The 26,514-nt window shown below is 71.9% G+C and carries 26 protein-coding genes; 12 read left to right on the top strand and 14 right to left on the bottom strand.

What is annotated here, in order from left to right; all coding sequences use genetic code 11:
• Positions 1-110: 110 nt before the first annotated feature.
• From IE294_RS27635 to IE294_RS27610, 7 genes are all read right to left on the bottom strand, one after another.
• On the bottom strand, positions 111-1,748 hold the full coding sequence (locus IE294_RS27635; RefSeq protein ID WP_189890535.1) for a dipeptide ABC transporter ATP-binding protein: 1,638 nt from the start codon (positions 1,746-1,748) through the stop codon (positions 111-113).
• The gene (locus IE294_RS27630) at positions 1,745-2,743 is read right to left on the bottom strand and encodes an ABC transporter permease (RefSeq protein WP_189890533.1); all 999 of its coding nucleotides are present in this window, start codon (positions 2,741-2,743) and stop codon (positions 1,745-1,747) included. The genes IE294_RS27635 and IE294_RS27630 overlap by 4 nt, the downstream gene beginning before the upstream one ends.
• A complete protein-coding gene (locus IE294_RS27625) occupies positions 2,740-3,834 on the bottom strand; it encodes an ABC transporter permease (protein WP_189890531.1) in 1,095 nt (364 codons plus the stop codon). Before IE294_RS27625 ends, IE294_RS27630 begins: the two co-directional genes overlap by 4 nt.
• 4 nt (positions 3,835-3,838) lie before the next feature.
• Positions 3,839-5,557 (bottom strand): ABC transporter substrate-binding protein, encoded by a 1,719-nt coding sequence (locus IE294_RS27620; RefSeq protein ID WP_189890529.1) that lies wholly within the window; start codon positions 5,555-5,557, stop codon positions 3,839-3,841.
• A 191-nt stretch (positions 5,558-5,748) separates the two neighbouring features.
• Positions 5,749-5,844, bottom strand: a complete 96-nt coding sequence (locus IE294_RS49780; protein WP_359834347.1) for an Ms4533A family Cys-rich leader peptide — start codon at positions 5,842-5,844, stop codon at positions 5,749-5,751.
• Between the two features lie 56 nt (positions 5,845-5,900).
• Positions 5,901-7,325, bottom strand: a complete 1,425-nt coding sequence (locus IE294_RS27615; RefSeq protein ID WP_189890527.1) for a DUF3152 domain-containing protein — start codon at positions 7,323-7,325, stop codon at positions 5,901-5,903.
• A gap of 8 nt (positions 7,326-7,333) precedes the next feature.
• The gene (locus IE294_RS27610; protein ID WP_189890526.1) at positions 7,334-8,332 is read right to left on the bottom strand and encodes an alpha/beta fold hydrolase; all 999 of its coding nucleotides are present in this window, start codon (positions 8,330-8,332) and stop codon (positions 7,334-7,336) included.
• A 197-nt stretch (positions 8,333-8,529) separates the two neighbouring features.
• Here IE294_RS27610 and IE294_RS27605 point away from each other — a divergent pair, with 197 nt between their 5' ends.
• The 4 genes from IE294_RS27605 (at position 8,530) to IE294_RS27590 (ending at position 10,445) form a co-directional block, all read left to right on the top strand.
• On the top strand, positions 8,530-8,763 hold the full coding sequence (locus IE294_RS27605; protein ID WP_014674834.1) for an Rv3202a family protein: 234 nt from the start codon (positions 8,530-8,532) through the stop codon (positions 8,761-8,763).
• A gap of 240 nt (positions 8,764-9,003) precedes the next feature.
• Positions 9,004-9,645, top strand: coding sequence for a TetR/AcrR family transcriptional regulator (locus IE294_RS27600; RefSeq protein WP_189890524.1), 642 nt, complete (start codon positions 9,004-9,006; stop codon positions 9,643-9,645).
• Positions 9,646-9,779: 134 nt separating this feature from the next.
• Positions 9,780-10,007: a DUF3107 domain-containing protein gene (locus IE294_RS27595; protein ID WP_014674832.1), complete on the top strand. Its 228-nt coding sequence runs from the start codon at positions 9,780-9,782 to the stop codon at positions 10,005-10,007.
• A 168-nt stretch (positions 10,008-10,175) separates the two neighbouring features.
• Positions 10,176-10,445 (top strand): hypothetical protein, encoded by a 270-nt coding sequence (locus IE294_RS27590; RefSeq protein WP_014674831.1) that lies wholly within the window; start codon positions 10,176-10,178, stop codon positions 10,443-10,445.
• A 93-nt stretch (positions 10,446-10,538) separates the two neighbouring features.
• On the opposite strand, the gene IE294_RS27585 is transcribed toward IE294_RS27590, so the two are convergent.
• A complete protein-coding gene (locus tag IE294_RS27585; RefSeq protein WP_373315855.1) occupies positions 10,539-11,285 on the bottom strand; it encodes a ferritin-like fold-containing protein in 747 nt (248 codons plus the stop codon).
• A 504-nt stretch (positions 11,286-11,789) separates the two neighbouring features.
• Here IE294_RS27585 and IE294_RS27580 point away from each other — a divergent pair.
• Both IE294_RS27580 and IE294_RS27575 read left to right on the top strand, forming a co-directional pair.
• On the top strand, positions 11,790-14,519 hold the full coding sequence (locus IE294_RS27580; protein ID WP_189890629.1) for a DEAD/DEAH box helicase: 2,730 nt from the start codon (positions 11,790-11,792) through the stop codon (positions 14,517-14,519).
• Between the two features lie 256 nt (positions 14,520-14,775).
• The gene (locus IE294_RS27575; RefSeq protein WP_189890522.1) at positions 14,776-15,660 is read left to right on the top strand and encodes an alpha/beta fold hydrolase; all 885 of its coding nucleotides are present in this window, start codon (positions 14,776-14,778) and stop codon (positions 15,658-15,660) included.
• 9 nt (positions 15,661-15,669) lie between these two features.
• Here the strand turns inward: IE294_RS27575 and IE294_RS27570 are convergent, their stop codons facing one another.
• Positions 15,670-16,575: an NYN domain-containing protein gene (locus tag IE294_RS27570; RefSeq protein WP_189890628.1), complete on the bottom strand. Its 906-nt coding sequence runs from the start codon at positions 16,573-16,575 to the stop codon at positions 15,670-15,672.
• Positions 16,576-16,793: 218 nt separating this feature from the next.
• On the opposite strand from IE294_RS27570, the gene IE294_RS27565 reads away from it, so the two are divergent.
• Positions 16,794-16,946, top strand: coding sequence for a DUF8834 family protein (locus IE294_RS27565; RefSeq protein ID WP_014674826.1), 153 nt, complete (start codon positions 16,794-16,796; stop codon positions 16,944-16,946).
• A gap of 58 nt (positions 16,947-17,004) precedes the next feature.
• Here IE294_RS27565 and IE294_RS27560 read toward each other — a convergent pair whose 3' ends face one another.
• The 3 genes from IE294_RS27560 to IE294_RS27550 form a co-directional block, all read right to left on the bottom strand.
• Positions 17,005-17,610, bottom strand: coding sequence for a MarC family protein (locus IE294_RS27560; protein WP_014674825.1), 606 nt, complete (start codon positions 17,608-17,610; stop codon positions 17,005-17,007).
• A gap of 117 nt (positions 17,611-17,727) precedes the next feature.
• Entirely contained in the window at positions 17,728-18,585 is an 858-nt protein-coding gene (locus IE294_RS27555) for a PHP domain-containing protein (RefSeq protein ID WP_189890521.1), read from the bottom strand.
• Between the two features lie 189 nt (positions 18,586-18,774).
• Positions 18,775-19,416: a DUF6758 family protein gene (locus IE294_RS27550; RefSeq protein WP_041665487.1), complete on the bottom strand. Its 642-nt coding sequence runs from the start codon at positions 19,414-19,416 to the stop codon at positions 18,775-18,777.
• 170 nt (positions 19,417-19,586) lie between these two features.
• Here IE294_RS27550 and IE294_RS27545 point away from each other — a divergent pair, with 170 nt between their 5' ends.
• On the top strand, positions 19,587-20,810 hold the full coding sequence (locus IE294_RS27545) for an MFS transporter (protein ID WP_189890520.1): 1,224 nt from the start codon (positions 19,587-19,589) through the stop codon (positions 20,808-20,810).
• 51 nt (positions 20,811-20,861) lie between these two features.
• Here IE294_RS27545 and IE294_RS27540 read toward each other — a convergent pair whose 3' ends face one another.
• The gene (locus IE294_RS27540; RefSeq protein WP_189890518.1) at positions 20,862-21,446 is read right to left on the bottom strand and encodes a suppressor of fused domain protein; all 585 of its coding nucleotides are present in this window, start codon (positions 21,444-21,446) and stop codon (positions 20,862-20,864) included.
• Positions 21,447-21,904: 458 nt separating this feature from the next.
• Here IE294_RS27540 and IE294_RS27535 point away from each other — a divergent pair, with 458 nt between their 5' ends.
• Together IE294_RS27535 and IE294_RS27530 are read left to right on the top strand one after the other, a co-directional pair.
• Positions 21,905-23,029, top strand: coding sequence for a magnesium and cobalt transport protein CorA (locus IE294_RS27535; RefSeq protein ID WP_014674820.1), 1,125 nt, complete (start codon positions 21,905-21,907; stop codon positions 23,027-23,029).
• Positions 23,030-23,062: 33 nt separating this feature from the next.
• Positions 23,063-23,578 carry a hypothetical protein gene (locus IE294_RS27530; RefSeq protein ID WP_189890516.1) on the top strand — a complete coding sequence of 172 codons (516 nt, stop codon included), beginning with the start codon at positions 23,063-23,065 and terminating at the stop codon, positions 23,576-23,578.
• A gap of 43 nt (positions 23,579-23,621) precedes the next feature.
• Here the strand turns inward: IE294_RS27530 and IE294_RS27525 are convergent, their stop codons facing one another.
• On the bottom strand, positions 23,622-24,356 hold the full coding sequence (locus IE294_RS27525; protein ID WP_189890626.1) for a hypothetical protein: 735 nt from the start codon (positions 24,354-24,356) through the stop codon (positions 23,622-23,624).
• A 238-nt stretch (positions 24,357-24,594) separates the two neighbouring features.
• Here IE294_RS27525 and IE294_RS27520 point away from each other — a divergent pair, with 238 nt between their 5' ends.
• Both IE294_RS27520 and IE294_RS27515 read left to right on the top strand, forming a co-directional pair.
• Positions 24,595-25,896: a magnesium transporter MgtE N-terminal domain-containing protein gene (locus tag IE294_RS27520; RefSeq protein WP_189890514.1), complete on the top strand. Its 1,302-nt coding sequence runs from the start codon at positions 24,595-24,597 to the stop codon at positions 25,894-25,896.
• Positions 25,886-26,500 (top strand): DUF1003 domain-containing protein, encoded by a 615-nt coding sequence (locus IE294_RS27515; protein ID WP_189890512.1) that lies wholly within the window; start codon positions 25,886-25,888, stop codon positions 26,498-26,500. Before IE294_RS27520 ends, IE294_RS27515 begins: the two co-directional genes overlap by 11 nt.
• Positions 26,501-26,514 lie beyond the last annotated feature (14 nt).

The raw sequence follows: 26,514 nt of genomic DNA, 5'->3' as shown, positions 1-26,514 counted from the left end.
GTCGCGCCACCAAAAGGGGTGAACGGTCGTAACTTTCGCGTGCGGGTCGCGTTCCGTCGCGCTAAGGAATCAGACAGTGATCACGCGAGCGTGAACGTCACGCCGCACCGCTACACCGCTACCGGTTCGCGCCGGGCGGCGCGCCGCCGGGCCGCCAGTTCCGGGTCGAGCGCGGGTACGGCGGCCAGCAACTGCTTGGTGTACGGCTCGCGCGGGCTGTCGTACACCTCGTCGGCGGGCCCGTACTCGACGAGCCGGCCGCGCCGCATCACCGCGACCCGGTCGCTGACCTGGCGGACGACGGCGAGGTCGTGCGCGATGAACACCAGCGCGAGGCCGAGCTCCCGCTGGAGTTCGCCGAGCAGGGCGACCACCTGCGCCTGCGTGGTGACGTCCAGCGCGGAGACGGGCTCGTCGCAGACGATGGCGCGCGGCTCCGCGGCGAGCGCCCGCGCGATGCCGATCCGCTGGCGCTGCCCGCCGCTGAACTCGTGCGGGTACCGGTCGTAGTGCGCCCCTTCCAGCCCCACGCGCTCCAGCAGTTCGGTCACGCGCCCCCGGATGCGCGCCTCGTCCCCTTCGCCGCGCGCGCGGAGCGGGTCGGCGATGGACTCGCCCACGCTGCGGCGCGGGTTGAGGGAGGAGACGGGGTCCTGGAAGACCATCTGGACGGACGGGTTCGCTCCGGTGTGCGGGCGCCCTTCGTAGCGGATCTCCCCGGCGGTCGGCTCCAGCAGCCCGACGAGCATGCGGCCGAGCGTGGTCTTGCCGCTGCCGCTCTCGCCGACCACGCCGAGGGTCTCCCCGCGCCGGACGGTCACCGAGACGTCGTCCACGGCCGCGAACGCCCGCTTGCCGCGCCCGAACTCGCGCCGTACGCCGGTGGCCTCCAGCACGACCTCGTCGCCGGCCGGGGAGCCGGTGCGGCGGGCGTCCACGCGCGGGACGGCGTCGAGGAGTTCCCGGGTGTAGGGCTCGGCGGGTGCGGCGAGGATCGCGCCGATCCGTCCGCGCTCGACGGCCCGGCCGTGCCGCATGACGAGGACGTCGTCCACGCTCTCGGCGGCCACACCCACGTCGTGGGTGACGAGCAGCAGGCCCATGCCGGTCTCCTCGCGCAGCCCGTGCAGCAGGTCGAGGATCTGTGCCTGGACGGTGACGTCGAGGGCGGTGGTCGGCTCGTCAGCGATCAGCAGGTCGGGCTCGCAGGCGAGGGCCATGGCGATGAGGGCGCGCTGGCGCATGCCGCCGCTGAACTCGTGCGGCCGGGACCGGGACCGCCGTGCCGCGTCCGGGATCCCCACCCGCTCCAGCACCTCGACGGCACGCGCGCGTGCGGCACGGCGCGACACGCGCGTGTGGACGCGATAGACCTCGGCGATCTGGTCGCCGATGGCGTAGTACGGGTCGAGCGAGGACAGCGGGTCCTGGAAGACCATGGCGGCCTTGGCGCCGCGCAGCCGGCGTAGTTCCTCGTCGGTGGCCGCCTGTACGTCGGTGCCAGCCACCCGCACCGAGCCGCCGACCCGGGCTCCGGTGCCCCGGTGCAGGCCCAGCAGGGCGCCCGCGACCGTGGACTTGCCGGAGCCGGACTCGCCGACCAGGGCCAGGGCGGCGCCCTTCGCCAGTCGGAAGGAGAGCCCGTCGACGGCACGCAGGGCGCCGAACTCGACGGTCAGGTCCGTCACGTCCACCAGGCTGCCGTCCGCCGCGTCCACGCTCGTGTCCGCCGCTTCCACCAGGCTCATGCGAGTACCACCCGTCGGTCGGCCACCGCGTACAGGACGTCCGCGACGGCGTTGGCGAGGACCACGAAGAAGCCGGTCACCAGGACCATGCCGACGACCACCGGCAGGTCGACGACCTTCACCGCGTGCACCAGCTCCTGGCCGATGCCGGGGAGACCGAAGAGGGTCTCGGTGAGGACGGCGCCGCCGACCGCGGAGCCCACGTTGTTGGCGTTCAGCGCGATCACGGGCGCGAGGGCGCCGCGCAGGGCGTGCCGGCCGACGACGGAGCGCTCCGCGACGCCGTACGCGCGGAAGGTGCGGATGTGGTCCTCGGCGAGGGTCTCCAGCATGGCCGCGCGGGTGAGGCGGGCGAAGGTCGCCGCCTCGATCAGGGCGAGCGAGAACCAGGGCAGCAGGAGGTTCCACGCCCATTGCTCGGGGTCGTCCGAGAAGTTCACGTACTGCGGGAAGGGCAGCAGTTGCAGTTCGCCGCAGACGACGATCATCAGCACGAGGCCGATGACGAAGACGGGCGTGGCCGTACCCGCGAGGGTGACGGCGGTCAGCACGCGCTCGGAGACCCGGCCGCGTCGCCAGGCGGACAGCACACCGGTGCCGATGCCGAGGAGGAGCCACAGCACCATGGCGCCGAGGACCAGCGACACACTGACCGGCAGCTTCGTCAGGATGATGTCCAGGACCTGCTGGTCGGTCTGGTACGACTGCCCCAGGCAGGGCGCGGCGCAGTGCTCGACGGAGGTGCCCGTGGAGAAGTCCTGGCCGACGAACAGCCCCTGGAGGAAGTGCCAGTAGCGCAGGTAGAGGGGGTCGCCCAGCTTGAGCTGCTCGGCGACCTGGTGCACCTGTTCCGGAGAGCAGCGCGGGCCGCAGGTGATCTGGGCGACGTTGCCGGGGGTGACGTAGAAGACGACGTAGACGATCACCGAGATGGCGAGCAGGGTGACCACCGCGCCGACGGCACGGCGCAGCAGGAATCCACCGAAGCCGCTCATGCGGAGGCCTCCTTCTCGTTCGCGCTCCCGGCCGCCCCGCGGGTCGCGCCGTCGGCCGCGTTCTCGGGCGCCTTCCCGGTCGCGTTCTCGTTCGCGTTCTCGGTCCCGGTGGTGTCCTTGCGGCCGGTGCCGACGCGCAGACGGGAGGCGGCGCGCGGGTCGAGGGCGGTGCGCACGCCGTCGCCGAGGACGGTGAGGGCGAGAACGGTGACGAACAGGGCGCCGGCCGGCAGCAGCAGGTACTGGGGCGCCGCCTGGTACCAGACGTCCGCGGCGGTCAGCATCTGGCCCCAGGACGGGGTGGGCGGCTTCACGCCGACGCCGAGGAAGGACAGCGCCGCCTCGACGGAGATGTTCGCGGGCACCAGCAGCGCGGCGTACGTGATGACGGGCGCGGCGAGGCCGGGCAGGAGTTCGCGGCGCGCGATCCGCCAGGTGCCCCAGCCGCTCAGCCGGGCGGCGGAGACGTAGTCGAGGCCCTTCAGGGAGAGGGTCTGGGCCCGCACGATCTTCGCGATGCTGCCCCAGGCGATCAGGCCGATCACCAGGGTGACCAGGACCGGCCGGGGGAAGCTGGAGGGCACGATGGCCAGCAGTGCCAACGACATGATCATCAAGGGCATCGAGACGATGATGTCCGTGGCCCGGCTCAACAGTTGATCAACCCATCGGTTGCCGAGCGCTGCGGCCACGCCGACCGTGACCCCGATGGCGATCTGGACCACCGTCGCCGCGAGCGCCACGCCCAGCGACACCCGGGCTCCGTAGACGAGCCGGGCGAACATGTCCCGTCCGGTCTGCGGTTCGACGCCCAGCCAGTGGTCGGCGCCGACGCCGCCGAAGGAGCCGATGGGCACGCCCCCGCGCGCGGAGTCGATCAGGGTCGGGTGGTAGGTGGTGGGGTCCTGGCCCTCCAGCGCGGTGAGCAGCGGCGCGGCGAGCGCGACCAGGACGAGCAGCGCGACGACTGCCGCGGCGACCAGGGCGGCGCGCTGCGCCCGCAGCCGCCGCCAGAACTGACGTGCCCCCGAGACCGCCGGGACGGACGTGCCCGTCCCGGCGGTCTCGACGACGGCAAGTGCCTCGCTCACGGCGCTACTTCACCGAGACCTGGGAGATGTCCAGGACACCGGTCCAGTCGCTGATGACGATGTTCTTGACGTCCTTGCCGTACAGGCGCTTGTAGACCGGGTGGAACAGCGGCACGACCAGGGCCTTGTCGCCGATCTTCTTGTCCAGTGCGCCCCAGCGCTGGGCGGCGGCGTCAAGGTCGGTCAACTTGTTGATCGCGTCAATCTCGTCATTGACCGACTTGTCGTCGAGCTGGCCCGTGTTGAAGTTCGCTCCGTCCTTGACGATCTGCCGGCCGTCGAAGATGGGGGCGAGGAAGGGGCCGCCGGAGGGCCAGTCGGCACCCCAGTGGGCGAGGAAGAGACCGGGCTCGGTCTTCACGCTCTGGATCTTGTCCCGGTAGTCGTTGTCCTCCAGACCCTGGAGCTTGACCGTGATGCCGGCCTTCTTGAGCGCGTCCTGGACGGCGGTGGCGATCTCCGGGCTGGTCTCGAAGTCCTTGCTGTTGGAGTGGGTCAGCGTGATGGTGAGGCCGCTGGAGTAGCCGGCCTGCTTCAGCAGTTCCTTGGCCTTCGCCGGGTTGCCGGACTTGCCCGCCGGGAACGGGTCGTACGGCGTGTAGCCGAAGGACTTCTGGTTCGGCAGGAAGGTGGTGGCGGGCTCGGCGAGGGCGCTGCCGCCGGCCGCGTTGACCACGGAGGACCGGTCGATGGCGTAGGCGACCGCCTGGCGCACCTTGGGGTTGTCGAACGGCTTCACCTTCGGGTTGAAGGCGAGGTAGTCCGTGTAGCCGAAGTGGCCGGTGCCCACCCGCGCGGCCAGCTCCTTGTCGCCGGTGACCTTGGCGAGTTCGGCCGGGCCGAGGTTGGTGTCCGTGGTGACGGCGGCGGCGTCCGCACCCTGGGACGCGGACAGCCGCTGGTTGATCACCGAGGAGTCCAGGCCGGAACGCACGTCGATCCGGTCCGGGTATGCCTTGCGCTCCTCGTCGGTCGCCGCCGACCACTGCGTGTTGCGCTCCAGGACGATGTGCTCGCCGTCGTTCTCGTTCTTGACGACCTTGTACGGCCCGGACGAGACCGGGTGCGACTCGTACTTGGTGCCCGTGTCCTTGCTCCGGGGGACCGGCGTGAACTGCGTCTGGGTGGCGAGGTACGGGAACTCGCCCTCGGGCTTGTTCAGGTGGAAGACGATCGTCCGGGAGTCCGGCGTCTCGATCGCGGACAGGCCCTTCTTATCCTTGTACGGCCCCTGGTAGTCGGCGGCGCCGACCAGCCAGTCCCGCAGGTAGGGGGCGCCGCCGGAGAGTTCGGGGGCGAAGGAGCGCTCGATGCCGTACTTGATGTCGGCCGAGGTGATCGGCGAGCCGTCCTCGTACTTCAGGCCCTTCTTCAGGGTGTACGTCCACACGGTCGCGTCCTTGTTGGGGCGCCCGGTGTCGGTGGCGAGGTCGGGGACGACCTTGGCGCCGGCCGCGCCGTTCTCGCGGTTGCGCGTGGTGAGGGTGCGGAAGACCAGCGAGGGAACGTTTCCACCCCCGGAGGTGTACAGGCGCGCGGGGTCGAAGTCGGACTGCGGCTGCGAGTTCAGGACCGTGAGCGTGCCGCCCTTGTGGGGCGTGGAGTCGCCACCGGAGCCCTTGGCATCGTTGTCCTCCGGGCCGCAGGCGGCGGCGCCCGCTGCCACGACCAGGCTGACGGATGCCGCTGCCACGCGGCGCGCTATGACGGACGGTTGACGCATCGGAATGACGACCTCTCGGGGTGACGTGGCGGGGTTGGTCGAGGGTTTCTCGACTGATGAGACATGTGGACGAGGAGTGAGACGTCTGCGGACAGACGTCCGCCATGGCGTCGGGTCGTCGAAAAAATCCGTGACGCGGTCACGGACGGAAGGGAGAAAAGGGTCGCGACGCGAACGCCGGGGAGGCGGCGTCAGCGACAGTGGATGTCGGCCACGCAGAGCGCGGTCACGCCGATGAGCGCCAGCTCGATGGCGGCGCTGCTCCGGACGGCATGACTAGACCACATGGGCAGAAATATGGACGACCATGCGGCTGATGTCAATGTGACGCAAGCGGCGCCTGTCAACTAGCGGGGTAGGGCCAGGGGTTGGGCCGGCAGTGGATCCCGTCGTGGTCCAGGAACTTGGTCTGCTGCTGCATGACGGGCGCGAGCTCGCCGTCCTTCTGGCAGCTGACGTGTCCGTGGCCGAGCCGGTGGCCGACCTCATGATTGATCAACATTTGCCGGTACGCATGGATCCGGTCACCGTACGTCTTGCTTCCTTGAGCCCACCGGTACGCATTGATCATGACGCGTTCGGTCGCGGCCGAGTCGCAGGAAACGTTGTCCTCCGTGGTGTCCAGGCCCGACTTGGCGCACCACTTCGCCGTGGTGCCGGGGCTGGCCAGCGTGATCACGAAGTCAGGCTTGCCGGAGGACACCCGCTCGAAGGTACGGGCGCCGCCGTGGGCCCAGCTGCGCTTGTCGTTCAGGGTCTGCTGCACGGCCTCGGCGAACAGCGCGCCGTCCAGTCCGAGTCCCTGCTCGACGTCGACGCGGTACCGGTACTTCTGCCCGGCGCCGGGGGCCTTGTCGACCCCGGGCACGGCGTCGAACTTCCCCGAGCCTTTCAACGTGGCGGCGAGCGGATACTTCTTGCCCATCTTCTGGTCGTACGTGAGCGTCACCGCGCTCGGTGCGACGGAGGGCGTCGGCACACCCGAGACGTCCCCCGGGAGACGAGCCTGGCCGGCCTGGCCGGCGGCCGACCGCGACCGCGCGCCGGCGCCGTCGCGCCCCTTGGCCACCTGCCCGGCGACGACCACCGCGAGCACGGTGGTGACGGCGGCTGCCGCGATGCCGGTGAACGCCCACCTCTTGGTCCCGCCGCGCTGCCCGGGGACACCTGCGCCGGGCGCGGAGACCTCGGCGTTCCCGGTGTCCCGTGGGCCCTCGCCGGAGCCGTCGAAGGCTTCCAGGTACTCCTGCCGGGGCCCTTGGCGGCGCCGCGTCCCACCCGGACCCGGGGCACCCGGCCCGGCCTGCCGCTGCCGGGGCAACACGACACCGGGCCAGCCGGTGCCGGCCCGCCGCCCGGCGAACTCCCCCCAGCCTCCGCCGGCTTCCCGCTGCTCGGGATGCCCACCCCGCGCACCCTGCGCCGACGCGCCACCGGGAAACCCCGGCACGCCGTGGGCCGGGGTGCCGTCCGCGAACCTCTGCGCACCCTGTGCCGGAGTGCCGTCCGGAAACCTCTGCGCACCCTGTGCCGGAGTGCCGTCGGGAAATCTCGGCACACCGCGCGCGGGAGTGCCGTCGGACGGACGAGGCGCACCCGCGGGGCCGCCTCCCGGCAGCCGGGCCGCGCCGCCCCTGTCACCCCTGTCACCCTCCGGGAGCGCACCGCGCCCGTCCTCGGCGCGCGCGCCGCGCCGCTCCCCCCGCCGTGCGGCTATGTCCGCGGCATCGCCCTTCGGGGCCGGTCCGCGGCGGCTGTGGCGTCCCACCCCGGACCTCAGCTCCTCGCGCCCGGGGCGGCCACGCGGGCGCCCTCGCCGGAGCCGGCCGTCTGCGCCAGCAGTTCCCGGAACGCGCCCGCCACCACGTCGGGGTACTCCATCATCGCCACGTGCCCGGCGTCCGGCAGGGACAGCAGCCGGGAGTCGCGGAAGGCGCGGGCGGCCTTGCGGGCCATGCGGAAGCCGACGAGTTGGTCCCGGCCGCCGTAGATCAGCAGCGTGGGGGCCAGCACCCGCTCGGCCTGGCGCCACAGCCCGTGCTGCCCGCCGAGCGTGTAGGCGTTGACGATCCCGCGCGCGGAGCGGGTCATCGCGTCCCAGAAGTACGGCAGCCGCTGCCGCCGCTCCAGTTCCTCCACGGCGTACCGGAACGCCTCCGGTGAGACCCGCCCCGGGTCGCCGTAGCAGAGCGCCATGACGCCGCGTACGCGCTGCTCGGCCGTCCACTCCCTGGTGAACCGGGTGAAGAGCGTGGCGATGCCCGGTACGCCGAGCAGGGCGGTCGGCACCGCGCTGCGCTGCACCCGCAGCTCGGGCAGGGCGGGTGAGACGAGCGTGAGCGTGCGGACCAGGTCGGGGCGGACGGCGGCGACGCGCGTGGCGACCGCGCCGCCGAGCGAGTTGCCGAAGAGGTGGACCGGTCCGCGGCCGGCTGCGTCGAGGTGGCGGATCACCGCGCGCGCGTGCCCGGTGACGGAGTAGTCGCCGTCGTCCGGGGGCGGGGAGTCACCGAAGCCCGGGAGGTCGAGCGCCTCGCCGTCGACGACGCCGTCCAGCTCGGCCATGAGCGCCGACCAGTTCTGCGAGGAGCCGCCGAGCCCGTGGACGTACAGCGCGGGCGGCAGGTCCTCGCGCGCGGGGGGCCGGGAACGGACCGTCAGTGTGACGCCGGGCAGGCCCACGGACCGCAGCCGCTCGCCCTCGCCGACCTGGACGGGCGCCACCCTGGGGAGCACACTGGCGGCCGGCACGGAGGGCGACTCGGTCGAAGACATGCGGCAATGTTACGAGGTGATCACGCCAGGGTTGGTGTGTTCGCCGTCACAGACTGAACCGCGCGGATCCGGAGAACCGGGCACCGAACGGGCCTGACGGCATGGCGTTCGGATCTGCCGTCTCCTAGGCTCGTACAGAGGGCACCCGCGTGTGGCCCCTGCCGCTTCCAGGGACGTTCGTAGGAAGGGAGCCCACCATGGCCTATGACCCCACCGAGCCCGACGCGATCGAGGACATCGAGGACCTGGAGGCCGACGCGGCAGCGGAGAGGGACGTCGAGGCGCCCGAGGTGGACGCCGCCGAGCAGCACGCGGACATCGCGCCGGACCGCGACGACCCCCTGACGGGCGTGGACCCGTACCGGGGCAACGAGGCCGATCTGCTGGAGCAGGCGCGCGTGGTCTCGCTCGACGAGGACGACTACCGCTAGCCGCGCCGCGGACGGCCGCCACCGCGCCGACGGAGGGCGATTCTTTGCGTCGGCGAGGGGCGCTCACGCCTGACCTCGCAGGACCGCACGGACCCCGCCCGGCCCTGGTCGGCGGGCCGTACGGCTTTCGCCACCCGTCCGGTACGTGAAATTCTGCGCTCGCACCGCGCACACCACGGTTACCGAAAAGTACGATGGCCGCGCGGCCGACACCGCATGTGGACGACTTTGGGAGGCGGCGTGACAGCCATCGAGCAGACTGAGGCGGCGCGCCCACGGGGCACCCGGCTGCCGCGCCGAGCCCGGCGGAACCAGTTGCTGGGCGCCGCTCAGGAGGTTTTCGTCGCGCAGGGCTACCACGCGGCGGCGATGGACGACATCGCCGAGCGGGCCGGCGTGAGCAAGCCGGTGCTCTACCAGCACTTCCCCGGCAAGCTCGACCTCTACCTCGCCCTGCTGGACCAGCACTGCGAGTCGCTGATCCAGGCGGTGCGCGGCGCGCTGGCGTCGACGAGCGACAACAAGCAGCGCGTCCGGGCGACGATGGACGCCTACTTCGCCTACGTGGAGGACGACGGCGGTGCCTTCCGCCTGGTCTTCGAGTCGGACCTGACGAACGAGCCCGCGGTGCGCGAGCGCGTGGACAAGGTCACCAACGAGTGCGCCGAGGCGATCTGCGACGTCATCGCCGAGGACACCGGCCTCTCGCGCGCGGAGTCGATGCTGCTCGCCTCCGGTCTCGGCGGGCTCGCCCAGGTGGTCGCCCGCTCCTGGCTGCACAGCGACCGCAGCGTGCCGCGCGACCAGGCGGTGCAGCTGCTGACCTCGCTGGCCTGGCGCGGCATCGCCGGTTTCCCGCTGCACGGCAGCGAGCACCACTGACGGCCGTTTGTTCCCGCGCGGTGTTCGCTCCTGGCGTTCGGGCCCGCAGCGTGTACGCCCCCTGACCGGGCTAATGTGTGCAGCGTAGGGCGCGGAAGATCGCGCACATCACTGACCGTCGGAGGGACATAGCCGTGGAGGTCAAGATCGGCGTGCAGCACGCGCCCCGCGAGATCGTTCTGGAGAGCGGTCAGAGCGTCGAGGAGGTCGAGCGCGTGGTGGCCGAGGCGCTGGCCGGCAAGACGGGGCTGCTCAGCCTCCAGGACGAGAAGGGCCGCAAGGTCCTCGTGCCGACGGACCGTCTGGCGTACGTGGACATCGGCGAGCCGACCGTGCGCAAGGTCGGTTTCGGCACGCTGTAGGCCGCAGTCGTGAGAAGGGCCCGGCGGCCGTGTGCCGCCGGGCCCTTCCGCGTGACGTGTGCACGGATGGAGCACAGGTCCTTCACAGGGCAGGATTGCAATCCGCAGGTCACGGGTAAGACGGGCTACGACCGTCGAGCCAGACCGGCCGTGGGAGGGACCCCCGAAATGATCCTCGAAGCACTCGGCTCCGCCGTGCTCGGTCTGATCCTCGCGTGGGCGGCGGCCCAGCGCCTCGCCCACCGGCTGCCGGCCCGCCCGCTGGTGTACTGCACGGGCATCGCCGGAGCCCTCTTCGGCGACTTCGTCACCCACACCGCCCTGGGCCCCGGCACGGCCCTGCTCAGCCTCCTGGGCGCCGCGGTCATCTCGGTCGCGTCCCTGTCCCTGCTCCTCCGCCCCGCGGGCCGCCTCCGCCGCCGATCAGCGACGGCGTAGGGGCTGCGCCCCCGAAGGGGCGCGGGGAACCGCGCGGTCAACCACGACGCACCCGCAGCCGCGCAACACCCCGCGACCGCCCCCGACGAAGCGCTACGCCGCCAGGCCCAGCGCGGCCATCCGCTTCGTGTGCGCCTCGGTGATCCGCGAGAACATCCTGCCGACCTCGGCGAGGTCGAACCCGTCGGCCACCCCGCCCACGAGCATCGTGGACAGCGCGTCCCGGTCGGCGACCACCCGCTGGGACTGCGACAGCGCCTCCCCCATCAGCCGCCGCGCCCACAGCGCCAGCCGGCCTCCCACGCGCGGGTCGGCGTCGATGGCGGCCCGCACCTTCTCCACGGCGAACTCGGCGTGCCCGGTGTCGTCGAGGACGGCGAGCACCAGCTCACGCGTGTCGGAGTCGAGCCGGGCCGCGACCTCCCGGTAGAAGTCGCTCGCGATCGAGTCGCCGACGTACGCCTTGACCAGGCCCTCCAGCCAGTCCGAGGGCGCGGTCTGCCGGTGGAAGCCGTCGAGCGCGGCGACGAACGGGTCCATCGCGGCCGTGGGCTCCTCGCCGATCTCGGTCAGCCGGTCCCGCAGCCGTTCGAAGTGGTGGAACTCGGCCGAGGCCATCTTCGCCAGCTCCGCCTTGTCCGCGAGGGTCGGCGCCAGCTTGGCGTCCTCCGCGAGCCGCTCGAACGCCGCCAGCTCCCCGTACGCGAGAGCGCCGAGCAGATCCACGACCGCCGCGCGGTACTGCGGGTCGGCGGACGCCTGCGCCCAGTCCTGGGCGGCGACACCGGTGGGTTCGGCGGGTTCGGCGGACGCGTTCTCAGGCTTGTCAGAGCTAGTCATGAGGCGCACAATAGTCCGCTCCACGCCCCGCTCAAGCCCTGGTCAACGAGTGTGACCACGACTACGTGACCAAATCGGCCGTCGCATGTGCGCGATTCCAGGGTATGGTGGTAATGCGCCTGCCAGAGTGCGTCGACGATGCTCGACGTGTCACGACAGGCCGCACGCATGAGGATGCCCGGTCGGTGGCCCGATCGGCTCCGACCCGACAGCCCTCCAAGGCCGTACGGCAGTGATCGTACGACGACAGGAGGGAACCCTCAGCGGTACGAGCGCTAGAGCGTCGGCAGAGGTCCCGTGTCATACGGCTTGCCCGAGTGGTTCGTCCGTACGGCAGCCGACGTCCCCGGCACGGTCAGACATGACCCCCGCTCGCTCGCCTCGCACCGCGCACACAGAAGAGGCAGCACCCTGACTACGACGTTTCGAGAACTCGGAATCCTCCCCGAGACCGCCGAGGCCCTGGAGGCCGTCGGCATCACCACCCCCTTCCCCATCCAGGAGATGACACTCCCCGTCGCCCTCTCCGGCACGGATGTCATCGGCCAGGCCAAGACCGGCACCGGCAAGACGCTGGGCTTCGGTCTTCCGCTCCTGGAGCGCGTCACCGTCCCCGCCGACGTGGAGGCCGGACGCGCCGCCCCCGAGGACCTCACGGACGCCCCGCAGGCGCTCGTCGTCGTCCCCACGCGCGAGCTGTGCACCCAGGTCACCAACGACCTGCTGACGGCCGGCAAGGTCCGTAACGTGCGCGTGGTCGCGATCTACGGCGGCCGGGCCTACGAGCCCCAGGTGGAGGCCCTGAAGAAGGGCGTCGACGTGGTCGTCGGCACCCCGGGCCGCCTGCTCGACCTCGCGGGCCAGAAGAAGCTCGACCTGAAGCACGTCAAGTGCCTGGTCCTCGACGAGGCCGACGAGATGCTCGACCTGGGCTTCCTGCCCGACGTCGAGAAGATCGTCAGCATGCTGCCGGCCAAGCGCCAGACGATGCTGTTCTCGGCCACGATGCCGGGCGCGGTCATCGGCCTCGCCCGCCGCTACATGTCCCGGCCCACGCACATCCGCGCCACCGCGCCGGACGACGAGGGCGCCACGGTCGCGAACATCAAGCAGTTCGTCTACCGCGCGCACAACATGGACAAGCCGGAGATGGCCGCCCGCATCCTCCAGGCCGAGGGCCGCGGGCTGGCGATGATCTTCTGCCGTACCAAGCGCACGGCCGCCGACATCGCCGAGCAGCTCCAGCGCCGCGGGTTCGCCTCCGGCGCGGTCCACGGCGACCTCGGCCAGGGCGCCCGCGAGCAGGCCCTGCGGGCCTTCCGCAACGGCAAGGTCGACGTCCTCGTCTGCACCGACGTCGCCGCGCGCGGCATCGACGTCGAGGGCGTGACCCACGTCATCAACTACCAGTCCCCCGAGGACGAGAAGACGTACCTGCACCGCATCGGCCGCACCGGCCGCGCGGGCGCCAAGGGTACGGCGATCACGTTCGTCGACTGGGACGACATCCCGCGCTGGCAGCTCATCAACAAGGCGCTGGAGCTGGACTTCAACGACCCGGCGGAGACGTATTCGAGCTCCCCGCATCTGTTCTCCGACCTCGGCATCCCCGAGGGCACCAAGGGCACCCTGCCCCGCTCCGAACGGACCCGTGCCGGGCTGGACGCGGAGGAGCTGGAGGACCTGGGCGAGACCGGCGGACGGGGCGGTCGCGGCCGTGGTGGCCGCGGTGGCCGTGCCGAGTCGTCGGCCCCGGCCGAGCGTGAGCATCCGGCCCGTACGCCGCGCCGCCGTCGCCGCACGCGCGGTGGCACCCCGCTGGACGCCTCCCCTGCCGCGCCGGCCACGGAGACCTCCGGTACCGAGGAGACGCCGGCCGCGACCCGCACCCCGCGTCGCCGTCGCCGTACGCGCGGCGGAGCGCCGGCGGAGCCGGTGACGGCCGCCGCCACGCCGACGACGGCCCCCGAGGCCGCCGTCGAGACGGTGACCGCGGCCGAGGGCCCGGCTGCCCTCGACACCCCGGAGAAGCCGCGCCGCCGCCGCACCCGCCGGTCGGCCACGACCGAGGCCCCGGTGACCGAGTCCGCCGTGGCCCCGGCTCAGGCCGAGCCCTCGGTGGCCGAGCCCGTCGCCGCACCCGTGATCGCGGACAGCCCGGTGGCGGAGCCCGCCGCCGAGGCCGCTCCGGCCACGGAGACCAAGCCGCGCCGCCGCACCCGCAAGACGGCCGAGGCCGCCACCCCGTCGGAGACGGCACCGGACACGGCCGAGGCCACCGAGGCGAAGCCGCGCCGGACCCGGAAGACCGCGGCTGCCGAGCCGGAGACGGCCGAGGCCGAGGTGAAGCCCCGCCGCACCCGGAAGACCGCGGCTGCCGCCGAGGCCGCCGTGGACACCGCGGAAGCGACCGAGGCCAAGCCCCGCCGCACCCGCAAGGCAGCGGAGCCGGTTACGCCCGACGCCCCCGAGGCCGAGGCCGAGGTCAAGCCCCGCCGCACCCGCAAGACCGCGGCTGCCGCCGAGGCCGCCGTGGACACCGCCGAGGGCACGGAAGCCAAGCCGCGCCGCACCCGCAAGACCGCTGCCACGGCACCCGAGGCCACCGAAACGGAGGCCGAGGCCAAGCCCCGCCGTACCCGCAAGGCCACGGTCGCCGAGCCCGAGGCGGCCGACGCCGAGGCCAAGCCCCGACGCACCCGCACGACCGCGGCTGCCGCCGAGGCCACTGTGGACACCGCGGAAGCGACCGAGGCCAAGCCCCGCCGCACCCGCAAGACCGCCGCTGCCGCCGAGGCCGCCGTGGACACCGCCGAGGGCACGGAAGCCAAGCCGCGCCGTACGCGGAAGGCCACCGCAGCCGCCGTGGACACCACGGAGGCCACCGAGGCCAAGCCGCGCCGGACCCGCAAGACCGCCGCAGCCGCGCCGGAAGCCCCCGAGGCCGAGGCCAAGCCGCGCCGCACCCGGAAGACGGCCACCGCGGCCGTGGACGCGGTCGACGGGGAGGCGGTCACCGCTCCGAAGGCGCGACGGACCCGTAAGGCCGTTGCCGAGGCGGCTGTTCCGGAGATTCCGGCACAGGCCACCGAGGAGCCGGAGGCCAAGCCGCGGCGCCGGACCCGGAAGACGGCGGCGTCCGTTGCCGAGGCGGCCGGTGAGAGCGTCGAGACGACGCCCAAGCCGCGACGGACCCGTAAGGCCACGGCGGCCGTGGAGGCTCCGGAGGCCTGACCGCACCCCGCGTGTGCGGCAGCGTAAGTGCCGGTCCGATGGCCGGGTTCACGACAGTGGACCCGGCCATCGGCGTTTTCCGAGGCACTTGGCGCCGACCCCGCGCCACCATCCCACCCCGCGCCCCCGATCCCACCCCCACACCACCACCCCGTCACACGCTCCCACCCCACCCCGCCACCCCGCCCCACCATCCACCCCCTCACCCGTCCACTCCCGATCAGCCGGCCCCGCCACCTCCCGATAACCTCTCCCCATGAGCAGGCCCCCCACCTTCGTCGCGCCCCCCGGCGCCCGCGCGTACCGCCTTCGGACGGCGCGCGGTGAATTCGCCGTGGTCGACGCGTCCGTGGCCGCCGGTGTCGAGCCGAAGGGCGTCGCGCTGCTGCTGCCGGGGTTCACCGGCAGCAAGGAGGACTTCAATCCGCTGCACGTGCCGCTCGCCCAGCGCGGATACCGGACCGTCGCCGTGGACGGGCGGGGCCAGTTCGAGTCGGACGGACCGGCGACGGACGAGTCCGCCTACGCGCAGGAGGAGTTGGCGCGGGACGTGCTCGCGCAGGTGGAGGCGATCGGCGCCCCGGTGCATCTGCTGGGGCACTCCCTCGGCGGCCAGATCGCGCGCGCGGCCGTACTGCTCGACCACGCGCCCTTCCTGTCGTTCACCCTGATGGCCTCGGGCCCGGCACAGATCTCGACGCCCCAGCAGGAGCGCGTGAAGCTGCTCCGGGACGCGCTCGCGGTACTGAGCATGGCGGAGGTGTGGGAGACGATCCAGGCGATGGAGCCGCCGGAGGAGACGGAGACGCCGGCGCTCGACGCGGGCCTGGACGACCGGAACGACCTGCGGCGCCGCTGGCTGGGCACCAAGCCCGCGCAACTCCTGGCCACCGGCCGCCAGTTGTGCACGGAGCCGGACCGCGTCGCCGAACTGGCGGCCGTACCGCTGCCGTTCCACGTGCTGTCGGGCGCACGGGACGACACCTGGCCGCTGCCGCTGCTCGACGACATGGCGGTGCGGCTCAAGGCGCGCCGGACGGTCGTCGAGGGCGCCGAGCACTCCCCCAACACCGACCGCCCGCTGGAGACGGCCCGCGCGCTCGCCGGCTTCTGGGACGACGCCCCGGGCACCGCGCGGTAGGACGAACGCCTAGTACTGCGACTGGAGATGCTCCCAGAACCCGTCCCTGAGCGACCGCCGCAGGTCCGCCTGGCCGCGCAGGGAGTACTGGAGCAGTTCCTCGGCCTCGACCAGCAGGTCCTGGTCGACGGAGCCGGGCAGGTAGGGGTGGCCCGGGAACAGCTCGACCATCGCCTCGCGGCCCCGGGAGGCTAGCCATCGCGCCGCGATCTGGGCGCCGACGAAGCGCACGTCCTCGCGGCTGGGGCGGGCTCCGCCGGCGGGCTCGAACGCGGCGGCCGTGCGCCGGGAGACGTACGGCTTGAAGAACTCCAGGTCGAAGGTGCGCTGGCTGTCGACCTCCCAGAGCAACGGCTCGGCCTGGTTGCGGCCTTCGGGCGCCTCGATGCCCCAGAGGTGGACGCGGGCGCCGTAGCCCTGGGCCGCCTCGACCGCCGAGACCAGGTCCTCGTCGCCGCCGAGGAGGGCCGCGTCGCTGATCGCGCGGTGCCGCGCCAGTGACTCCAGGTCGGTCCGGATCAGCGAGTCGACGCCCTTCTGCTGGTTGTTGGCGTTGAGGTTGCCGAGGCGGACCTTGACGTCGGGCAGTTCGGCGATGACCTGCTGCTCGGCGGTGTGGATGCGGCGCCGGGCGCCGTCGTACCAGTAGACGCGCAGCAGCCGGCTGTCCGCGAAGATGGTGCGCGCCTTGTCGATGAGGGCGTCGATCAGGCCCTCGGCGTCCAGGTCGAAGGCGCGGCGGTCCTCGGTCCCGGCGACCAGCCGGCCGACGGCCGCGTACAGGTAGCCCGCGTCGACGAAGATCGCATGGGTCGAGGGCGTCTTGGCCACCTCGGCGAGCATGCGTTCCAGCAGCTCGTTCGTGCGGTCGATACGGGCGCCGAGGGCGGCCAGGTCGTCGTTCATCACCTCCATTGTCCCGGTGGTCACAGTGCGAACACAACCGGTCCCGGTGGGTCCCTCTCCGGTCCCGGACATGTCGCTTACCGGTTGGTAATTAGTTGTTCGAAAAATTTCTTTAGCGTAGGGAATGTTTGTAACAAGGAGCGCGTTGACTACGTACGACGCTGGATACACCAGACGTCACACGAAGTAGTTCTCCGCAGGAGGATGACCAGACGAAGGGAGAAGCCATGCGCTTCGAAATCATGCGACTCGACGAGGTCGACGGCACCGCCGTGGACAGCACCGTCGTGGACGCCGCCTCCGTCAACCGGATCGTTCAGCAGGCCGCCGCCATCGGACAGCGCCTGTGGATCCGCCCGGCCGAGACCCCGGCCTCGTAACCCGCACGCGGGCCTGTCCGCCACTCAAGCTTTCCGGGGGAGCCGAGCCGACGACGGCTCAGCTCCCCCGGATCACCTGAGTGACCCCGTTGATGATCTGCTGCACGGCGATCGCGGAGAGCATCATGCCCGCGAGCCGCGTCACCAGGACGACACCGCCGTCCTTGATGACCCGGATGATCAGCAGCGAGTAACGCATCACCAGCCACAGCACCACATGGATCGCGAGGATCGCGGACCACACCGAGAGCTGCGTGGACACGCTGTCGGCCTTCTGCACGGCCAGGATCACGGACACGATCGCACCGGGCCCCGCCAGCAGCGGCATGCCCAGCGGTACGAGCGCCACGTTCACGTCCTTGGTCTGCTTGGGCTCGTCGGTCTTGCCCGTCAGCAGATCCAGCGCGATCAGCAGGAGCAGCAGCCCGCCCGCGATCATCAGGGCGGGCACGGACACGTGCAGGTAGTTCAGGATCTGGTGGCCCAGGACGCCGAAGACGGCGATGACCCCGCCCGCCACGCAGACGGCCTGGAAGGCCATCCGCCGCTGCACCTTGGCCGGCCGCCCGGCGGTCAGGGCGAGGAAGATCGGGGTGATCCCGGGGGGATCCATGATGACGAAGAGGGTCAGGAACAGGGAGCCGAAGACGGCGATGTCGAACATGGGGGAAGTGCAGGCCTTGCGGGAAGAGGAACTACGGGCGTGAGGCGGTCCGGACCGCGGGCATGAGGCAGTACGGACCGCGGGTGTGAAGCGGTACGGCGGGTCGGCCCCGGGGCCTCAGGCTCCGCCGGCCCCCGGCACCGGGAACGCGCCCGTCGCCCGCCGGGTGATCTCCCCGTACACCTCGGGGTCGGTCGTGAAAGCGCCCAGCGCCACGGTCTTGCGGCTGCCGTGGTAGTCCGAGGAGCCCGTGACCAGCAGACCCAGCTCCTTCGCCAGGCCCCGCAGGCGGTCCCGGGCGTCGGCGTCGTGGTCCATGTGGTCGACCTCGACGCCGTCCAGACCGGCCTCGGCCATCTCCGCGATCCGGGACTCCGGCACCGTACGGCCGCGCTTGGCGGCGGCCGGGTGCGCGAACACACAGACCCCGCCCGCGGCCTTGACCAGCCGGATCGCCTCGAAGGGGTCGGTCTCGTGCTTCTCCACGAAGGCCCGCCCGCCGTCGGCCAGCCACTCCTCGGTGAACGCGTCACTCACCGTCGGTACGACGCCCAGCTCCACCAGCGCCGAAGCGACGTGCGGGCGCCCCACCGAGCCTCCGGCGGCGATCCGCTCGACCTGCTCCCAGGTGACCGGCACGCCCAGCGCGTTCAGCTTGGCGACCATCCCCTTGGCGCGCGGCACCCGGTCGTCCCGGACCAGCTCGCGCTCGGCGAGCAGAGCGGGCTCCTCGGGGTCGAACAGGTAGGCCAGCAGGTGCATCGAGACGCCGTCGACCCGGCAGGACAGCTCGGCCCCGGTGACCAGGGTCAGCCCCTCGGGCAGCGCGTCGATCGCCTCGCCGTACCCCCGCGTGGTGTCGTGGTCGGTCAGCGCGACGACGTCCAGGCCGGCGGCGGCGGCGTTCCGCACCAGCTCGGCCGGGCTGTCCGTACCGTCGGACGCCGTGGAGTGACAGTGCAGGTCAATGCGCACGACAACTCCAGAACACCGGCGGAAGCAAGGGGACACCTAAGGATAACGGTGTTTTCGCCCCGCACTGTCACACCCGCAACCGGTGAGCACCCTTTACTCCAGCGCCCCGAAAGGGGCGCGGGGAACGGCGCGGGCAACCACCACTCACCCGCAGCCGCGAGCCCGCGAAGCCCGGCACCCCCGTGGGCGCTACGGCCGGAGCAAGCGCGGCGACAACGCTCCGCAGGGCACCAGATCCAGCTCCGCCCCCGCCTCCCGCAAGTCGGTCAGCACCAGCTCGTCGTACATGAGCAGACCGGACTGCTCGGGCCACATCACCGCCCACAGCCACATCCCGAGCGCCTCGCCGGCGAAGACGGCGCGGTCGTCCGGGGTGCGGTAGACGTGCCAGAGCGGGGTGGGGCGGCCCGCGGCCAGCACCTTGGCCTCCGGCGGCTTCTCCACGTTCATGTACGACCCCGGGTCCGGGCCGTCGATGCCGGCGTAGTGCGCGCCGAGGCCGACGCCCAGCTCCTCGGCGATCAGGATCAGCTCGCCCGGCCCGCCGAGCGGTCCGGGGCCGGAGCAGGCCACCGCGGTCGCCCGGCCGCCGCTGCGGTCGTCGCCGGCGTACGCGACACCCGTGAACAGCCAGCCGACCGGCAGCGGCCACGGCATCCACACCGGCACCTGTGTGCGGTGCACCACGACGTTGAGCGCCTCGACGCTGGGCGGGATCACGGGCTGTAGCGGATACACCGTGCCGTGCACGTCGCACTGCCACGCGTCGGCGAAGAGTCCGGGAGCCCTGACCCGGCCACCACACCTCGGGCAACTGGGTTCGCCCCTCATAGGGCTCCACGGTCCTACCCCCGCCCGCCCACGTCAAGGACGATCACCCGTCCGGACCGAACAGCCGCCCCGATGCCCCGTCGAAGGTGATAGATGCATCTTGCATTATTTAGCCGAGCTAACTTACTATGTGCATAACCCAACTATCTACGTGAGAACGGGAGAAGCACATGGACCCCTTCGACGCGGGAGCCGGCGGCCTCCTGCGACAGCCCAAGGCGGTCTGGGCCACGGCCGGCGCCTCCGTCGTCGCCTTCATGGGCATCGGCCTCGTCGACCCGATCCTGCCGTCGATCGCGCAAGGCCTGCACGCCACCGCCAGCCAGGTGTCCCTGCTCTTCACCTCGTACTTCCTGATCACCGCCGTCGCGATGCTGCTGACCGGCTTCGTCTCCAGCCGCATCGGCGGGCGCAAGACCCTGCTGCTCGGTCTCGCCTTCGTGGTGGTCTTCGCGGGCCTGGCCGGCACCTCCGGCTCCGTCGGCCAGCTCGTCGGGTTCCGGGCCGGCTGGGGGCTCGGCAACGCGCTCTTCGTCTCCACCGCCCTCGCGGTGATCGTCGGCGCGGCGGCCGGGGGCAGCGCGGCGGCGATCCTGCTCTACGAGTCCGCGCTCGGCCTCGGCATGGCCTGCGGCCCGCTGCTCGGCGCGGTCCTCGGCAACGTGAGCTGGCGCTACCCCTTCTTCGGCACGGCCACGCTGATGGCGATCGGCTTTCTGTGCATCACGGCGTTCCTGAAGGAGCAGCCGAAGCCGGCCCGGAAGACCTCGGTCCTGGACCCGCTCAAGGCGCTCGGCCACGGCGGCCTGGCCTCGGCGGCGGTCTCGGCGTTCTTCTACAACTACACGTTCTTCACCGTGCTGGCCTTCACGCCGTTCGTGCTGAACATGACGCCGTACCGCTCGGGCGCGGTCTTCTTCGCCTGGGGTGTGCTGCTCGCCGTCTTCTCGGTGATCGTCGCCCCGCGCATGCAGGCCCGGTTCGGCTCGCTGAAGGTGCTCGGCGGCTCGCTGGTGCTGCTCGCGGCGGACGTGCTCGTGCTCGGCTACGGCGGCCACACCGCGGCCGTCGTCTGCACGATCCTGTCCGGTGCCTTCATCGGCGTGAACAACACGGTCTACACCGAGCTGGCCCTCGGGGTGTCGGACGCCCCGCGCCCGGTGGCGAGCGCGGGCTACAACTTCGTCCGCTGGTTCGCCGCCGCCGCGGCGCCCTACTTCGCGCCGAAGATCGAGGAGTGGACCGACATCCACGTCCCGTTCGTGGTCGCGGCCGTCACGGCGGTGCTCGGCGCGCTCGTGGTCGTCGTCCGGCGCAAGGCCCTCACCCACGAGGCCGAGGAACTGGAACCGGCGCACGCCGCCGAGGACGGGGTCGGCGTCTTTGCCAACTGACCGGATCCGGCCTTGTGTTGGTGAGATCGGTCACTCGCGGCCGGTGCCGTGTCAGTCCAGCGGGACGGATCCGCGGGCGGGGTCCCGCAGGTCCGTCCCGTGTCCGAGCCAGCGCTCCTGGAGGGCCTGGGCGCCGTGCACCCGCTTCCAGGCGGCCTCGTTCGGGGTCATCGGCAGCAGCGGCAGGAACCGCACCGGGTCCATCGGGGCGTCCAGCTCCAGGTCCTCCACCAGCCCGCCGGGCTCGCCCACCAGCACGGAGGTGAAGGGGGCGCCGGGCCACAGCGGCTCGCCCACGTCCAGCGAGGCACCCGGGGTCACCACCAGGCCCTCCACCTGCCCGGTCGCGGCCAGCACGGCGAGCGGGCGGAGCACCTTGTCGGTGTCGGCGAGGCCCGCGCGGACCGACAGGACCAGTTCGGCGCGGGGACCCTTGACCGGGTCGGCGAGCATCGCCGTGGGGTCCGTCATGGGGTGCTGGGACATGCCGAGGGTGGCGTAGCGGACGACGTCCCCCTCCTGGAAGCGGAGCACCTCGATGCGGTCCGTGCCGACGAAGGTGACCGCGGCGCGGGCGTCCGGTTCGCCCAGCGCGGTGGTCAACCGGGCTTCGACCAGAGGAAGAACATCAGCCATGTGCCGAGCATAGAACTCGTCAGCGGCGGGCAAAGCGGCGCCTTGACAGTACGGGCGGCTGGTACTCTGAGCCGGTGGTTCGGGGCCAGCACGCCGAAGCGTGCCGTCGGGTCCCGACGCCGATGGGACTCCCTTACGAGGGACCGGCCGGAGGAGGTGGGGCTGTCATGGATCGAAGTCGACCGTGCAGTACCACTCGCTCTTCCGGCTGCTGATGTAGTTACCGGCTGGCCGCCGCCTTCCCTTGCGCTCCGTCGTTCGGAAGAGCACTTCGTCTCGCTTTGCCTGATCTGTCTGACCTGAATCAGTTCTGCGTCAGCAGCGAAGTCGCCACCGTGACGGTGCGGTGCTCCCCGCTTTGTGGACGTGCCAAACACACGCACTCAGGACGTCCCCATTCCGGGTAGTTCCACCCGTCGCCGCGTGCCCTCGCTGCCCGCCCGCGAAGGAGCCTGCCCATGTCGATGATCCGCGACCTGCGCGCCGTGGTCCGCCCGTCGTCCCGTGTCTCGCTGCGCAAGGACACGAGCACGTCGTACGACGCCACGCGCGCCCCCGGCACCCCCTCGGCCGTCGTCGACTGCGCCGTCTACCGCGACGGCGCCCGCGTGCAGAGCCCGGGGCCGCTCAGCCCGCAGGAGGCCATGCGGCTGGTGCGCCGTGACGGCGGCTTCGTCTGGATCGGGCTGCACGAGCCGACCGAGGCCGAATTCGCCGGTATCGCGGGCGAGTTCGGACTGCACCCGCTGGCCGTCGAGGACGCCGTGCAGGCCCACCAGCGGCCGAAGCTGGAGCGGTACGACGACTCGCTGTTCACCGTCTTCAAGACCATCCACTACGTCGAGCACGACCGGCTCACCGCCAACAGCGAGGTCGTGGAGACCGGCGAGGTGATGTGCTTCACCGGCCGGGACTTCTTCATCACCGTCCGGCACGGCGGCCAGGGTTCGCTGCGCGCCCTGCGGCACCGCCTCCAGGACGACCCGGAACTGCTCGCCAAGGGCCCCTCGGCCGTGCTGCACGCCATCGCCGACCACGTCGTGGACGGCTACATCGCGGTCGCCGACGCCGTCCAGGACGACATCGACGAGGTGGAGACCGAGGTGTTCTCACCCGGCCGCCGGGGCGGGGTGTCGCGCGGTGTGGACTCCGCGCGGATCTACCAACTCAAGCGCGAGGTGCTGGAGTTCAAGCGGGCGGTGGCACCGCTGCTGCGGCCGATGCAGCTGCTGAGCGAGCGGCCGATGCGGCTGATCGACCCGGACATCCAGAAGTACTTCCGGGACGTCGCCGACCACCTCGCCCGGGTCCAGGAGCAGGTGCTGGGCTTCGACGAACTGCTCAACTCCATCCTCCAGGCCAACCTCGCGCAGGCCTCCGTCGCGCAGAACGAGGACATGCGCAAGATCACCGCGTGGGCGGCCATCATCGCCGTACCGACGATGGTGTGCGGGGTGTACGGCATGAACTTCCAGTACATGCCCGAGCTGCACTGGAGGTACGGCTACCCGGTGATCATGGGCATCACGGCCGCGCTGTGTCTGGGCATCCACCGCACGCTGAAGCGCAACGGCTGGCTGTGAGCGGGCCGGTACGGCCTGGTTAGGCTGGGACGCATGACAAGCGAGCTGCCCGACCGGGCCCTCATCGAGGAGGCCGCGAAGAAGTCCGGCCTGATCTGGGTCAGGGGCGCCGGGGCCCCGGCCGCGCGTGCGCTGTGGCACGTGTGGCACGAGGGCGCGGTGTGCGTGGTCGGTGACGGTCCCGGTGAGCAGCCGTTGGAGGGGCTGGCCGACGGGGGCTCCGCCGAGGTGAGCGTGCGCAGCAAGGACAAGGGCGGCCGGCTGGTGACGTTCGCGGCGACCGTGTCCGAGCTGGCGTCCGGTTCGCCTGAGTGGGAGGCGGCCGTCGCCGAGCTGAAGGGCAAGCGGCTGAACGCCCCCGACGGCGAGCGGATGCCGGCCCGCTGGGCGCGCGAGTGCCGGGTGCTCCGCCTGGCACCGACGGGACCGGTGGCCCCGCTGCCGGACGGCAACCTGGCGCAGCGCCCGGTGGCGACGCCGGCGACCACCCGCAGACCGGTACCGGCGGGCCTGCCGAAACTGTTGCTCCGGCGCCGGAAGGGCAAGTGAGCGGCCGTCCCCGCGGCAACCGTCCCACGACCCCGCCACTCCCCTACGACGTCGGCAGCTGTCTGCCGTAGTCGACCGTTTCCGACCCGGCCGGTTCCTCGACGGTGAAGTTCTTGCCCCAGTCGGAGAAGCGGAGCGTCCCCGCGTCGCCGGCGCGGACCATGCGCAGGGGGTAGGGCGTGCCCTGGAGGGACACGTCCAGGGTGCCGCCGGCGCCCTTGTCGCCGGTGATGCGGATCGTGCGGGTACCCGCCCCGTCGGTGTGGTGGCCGTCCGTCGCCAACGTGCCGTGCAGCGTGAGGAGACCGTCGAGGAGGACGTCCTTGTCCGTGAAACCGCTGAACTTCTTGTACGAGGGATCGCCCTGCGGCACCTTCACGTACTTGCCGTCCAGCTTGCCCGCGGCGCCGTCGCTGCCGTCGGCGTGGTTCCAGAAGTCCGCGTCGGCCTTCAGGTACAGCTCCTCGCCGATCCGCAGCAGCTTGAAGGTCGCCCCCTGCGAGGTCACCGACCCGGTCCCGCCGGCGTCCTTGAGCCGCATGTCCAGCCGGTACGTACGGCCACCGCTGACCACGGTCCCGGCCAGCCGCACGGCCGACGCCGCCCGCGCCGCCGCCCGCGTCTTCGCCTGGATCCTGTCGGCGGGCAGCTTGCCCACCCCGTTGGTGCCCGCGTCGGGGTCGTCGCCGCCGCACCCCGACAGCACCATCGCTCCCGTCACGGCCAGTGCGCAGGTCGCGGTCAGCAGCGCGGTCCGGCGGGTACGGCCCCGGGGCATCGCAGTCACGGGTGAGGTCGCCTTCCTGACGGTTCCTGAGCGGCGTACGGCAGCGTACCGGTGCCCCGGCCGCCCGGCGGAGCCAGTCCGTCCGGAGACCCCACCAGGGCGTATCCGAGCGGTACGGGCTAGCCTGAAGCGCACCCGCGCGGGCAAATCCGAGCAAATTCCACCCACAGCAGTCCTCAGCGACTCCCAGGCAGACTCCCAGCGACTCCCAGGCAAAGGAAGCAGAGCCATGGCAGCCGGCGCCCCCCGGATCTTCGTCTCGCACCTCGCCGGGGTTCCCGTCTTCGATCCGACCGGCGACCAGGTGGGTCGCGTCCGCGATCTGGTCGTCATGCTGCGCGTCGGGCGACGGCCCCCGCGCGTCCTCGGGCTGGTCGTCGAGTTGTCCACCCGGCGCCGTATCTTCCTGCCCATGACCCGGGTCACCGGCATCGAGTCCGGCCAGGTCATCACCACCGGCGTGGTCAACGTCCGCCGGTTCGAGCAGCGGCCCACCGAGCGGCTGGTCTTCGGCGAGCTGCTGGACCGGCGGGTGAAGCTGGTGGAGACCGGCGAGGAGGTCACCGTCCTCGACGTGTCCGTGCAGCAGCTGCCCGCCCGCCGGGACTGGGAGGTCGACCGCGTCTTCCTGCGCAAGGGCAGGAAGGGCGGCGCCTTCCGGCGGGCCAGGGGGGAGACGCTGACCGCCGAGTGGTCGGCCGTCACCGGGTTCTCCCTGGAGGAGCACGGACAGGGCGCCGAGAGCCTGCTCGCCACCTTCGAGCAGCTGCGCCCCGCCGACCTCGCCAACGTCCTGCACCACCTCTCCCCGAAACGGCGGGCCGAGGTGGCCGCCGCCCTGGACGACGACCGGCTCGCCGACGTGCTGGAGGAGCTGCCGGAGGACGACCAGATCGAGATCCTCGGCAAGCTGAAGGAGGAGCGCGCGGCGGACGTGCTGGAGGCGATGGACCCGGACGACGCGGCCGACCTGCTCGCCGAACTGCCCGAGGCGGACAAGGAGCGGCTGCTGAGCCTGATGCAGCCCGCCGACGCGGCCGACATGCGCCGCCTGATGTCCTACGAGGAGCACACGGCCGGCGGCCTGATGACGACGGAGCCGATCGTGCTGCGGCCCGACGCCACCGTCGCCGACGCGCTCGCCCGGGTCCGCAACCCGGACCTGTCCCCCGCCCTGGCCGCCCAGGTCTACGTCTGCCGCCCGCCCGACGAGACCCCGACCGGCAAGTACCTGGGCACCGTCCACTTCCAGCGGCTGCTGCGCGACCCGCCGTACACCCTGGTCAGCTCGCTCGTGGACGACGATCTCCAGGCACTGTCCCCGGACGCCGGCCTGCACGTCATCGCCGGGTTCTTCGCGACGTACGACATGGTGGCGGCGCCCGTGGTGGACGAGTCCGGGTCGCTGCTCGGCGCGGTGACCGTGGACGACGTGCTGGACCACATGCTGCCCGAGGACTGGCGGGAGACGGAGTTCCACCTCGAAGAGGGGCTCGATCAAGGAGAGGGGGCGGCCACGCATGGCTCCTGAGCGCGAGACCGCGACCCGCGAGCGTCATCCGGCGGGCGCCACGGCCGCCGGGCGGCCCCGGGCCGCCCGGCTGGACCAGCCACGCTCGCCGCGCCGCCGGATCCTGCCGGAGTGGGACCCGGAGGCCTTCGGCCGGCTGTCGGAGAAGATCGCCCGCTTCCTGGGCACCGGGCGCTTCATCGTCTGGATGACGGTCGTCATCATCGTGTGGGTGGTGTGGAACATCGCCGCGCCCCGCCACCTGCGCTTCGACGAGTACCCGTTCATCTTCCTCACGCTGATGCTGTCCCTCCAGGCGTCCTACGCGGCCCCGCTGATCCTGCTCGCGCAGAACAGGCAGGACGACCGCGACCGGGTCAACCTGGAGCAGGACCGCAAGCAGAACGAGCGGTCCATCGCCGACACCGAGTACCTGACCCGGGAGGTCGCCGCCCTGCGCACGGGCCTGGGCGAGGTGGCCACCCGCGACTGGATCCGCTCGGAGCTCCAGGACCTGGTCAAGGAGCTGGAGGAGCGCCGCCGTCACGACGGGCACCCGGGTCACGTCGTATTCCCGGCGGAACGGACGGAACGACCGCCGGGACGTGACACAGACGACCGCTGAGGGGCATCCCGGAC

Source organism: Streptomyces canarius, from assembly GCF_014650735.1.
GTDB classification, from domain to species: Bacteria; Actinomycetota; Actinomycetes; order Streptomycetales; family Streptomycetaceae; genus Streptomyces; species Streptomyces olivaceoviridis.
The sequence above is the reverse complement of the archived record's forward strand: the minus strand, read 5'-3'. Positions and strand labels throughout refer to the sequence as shown.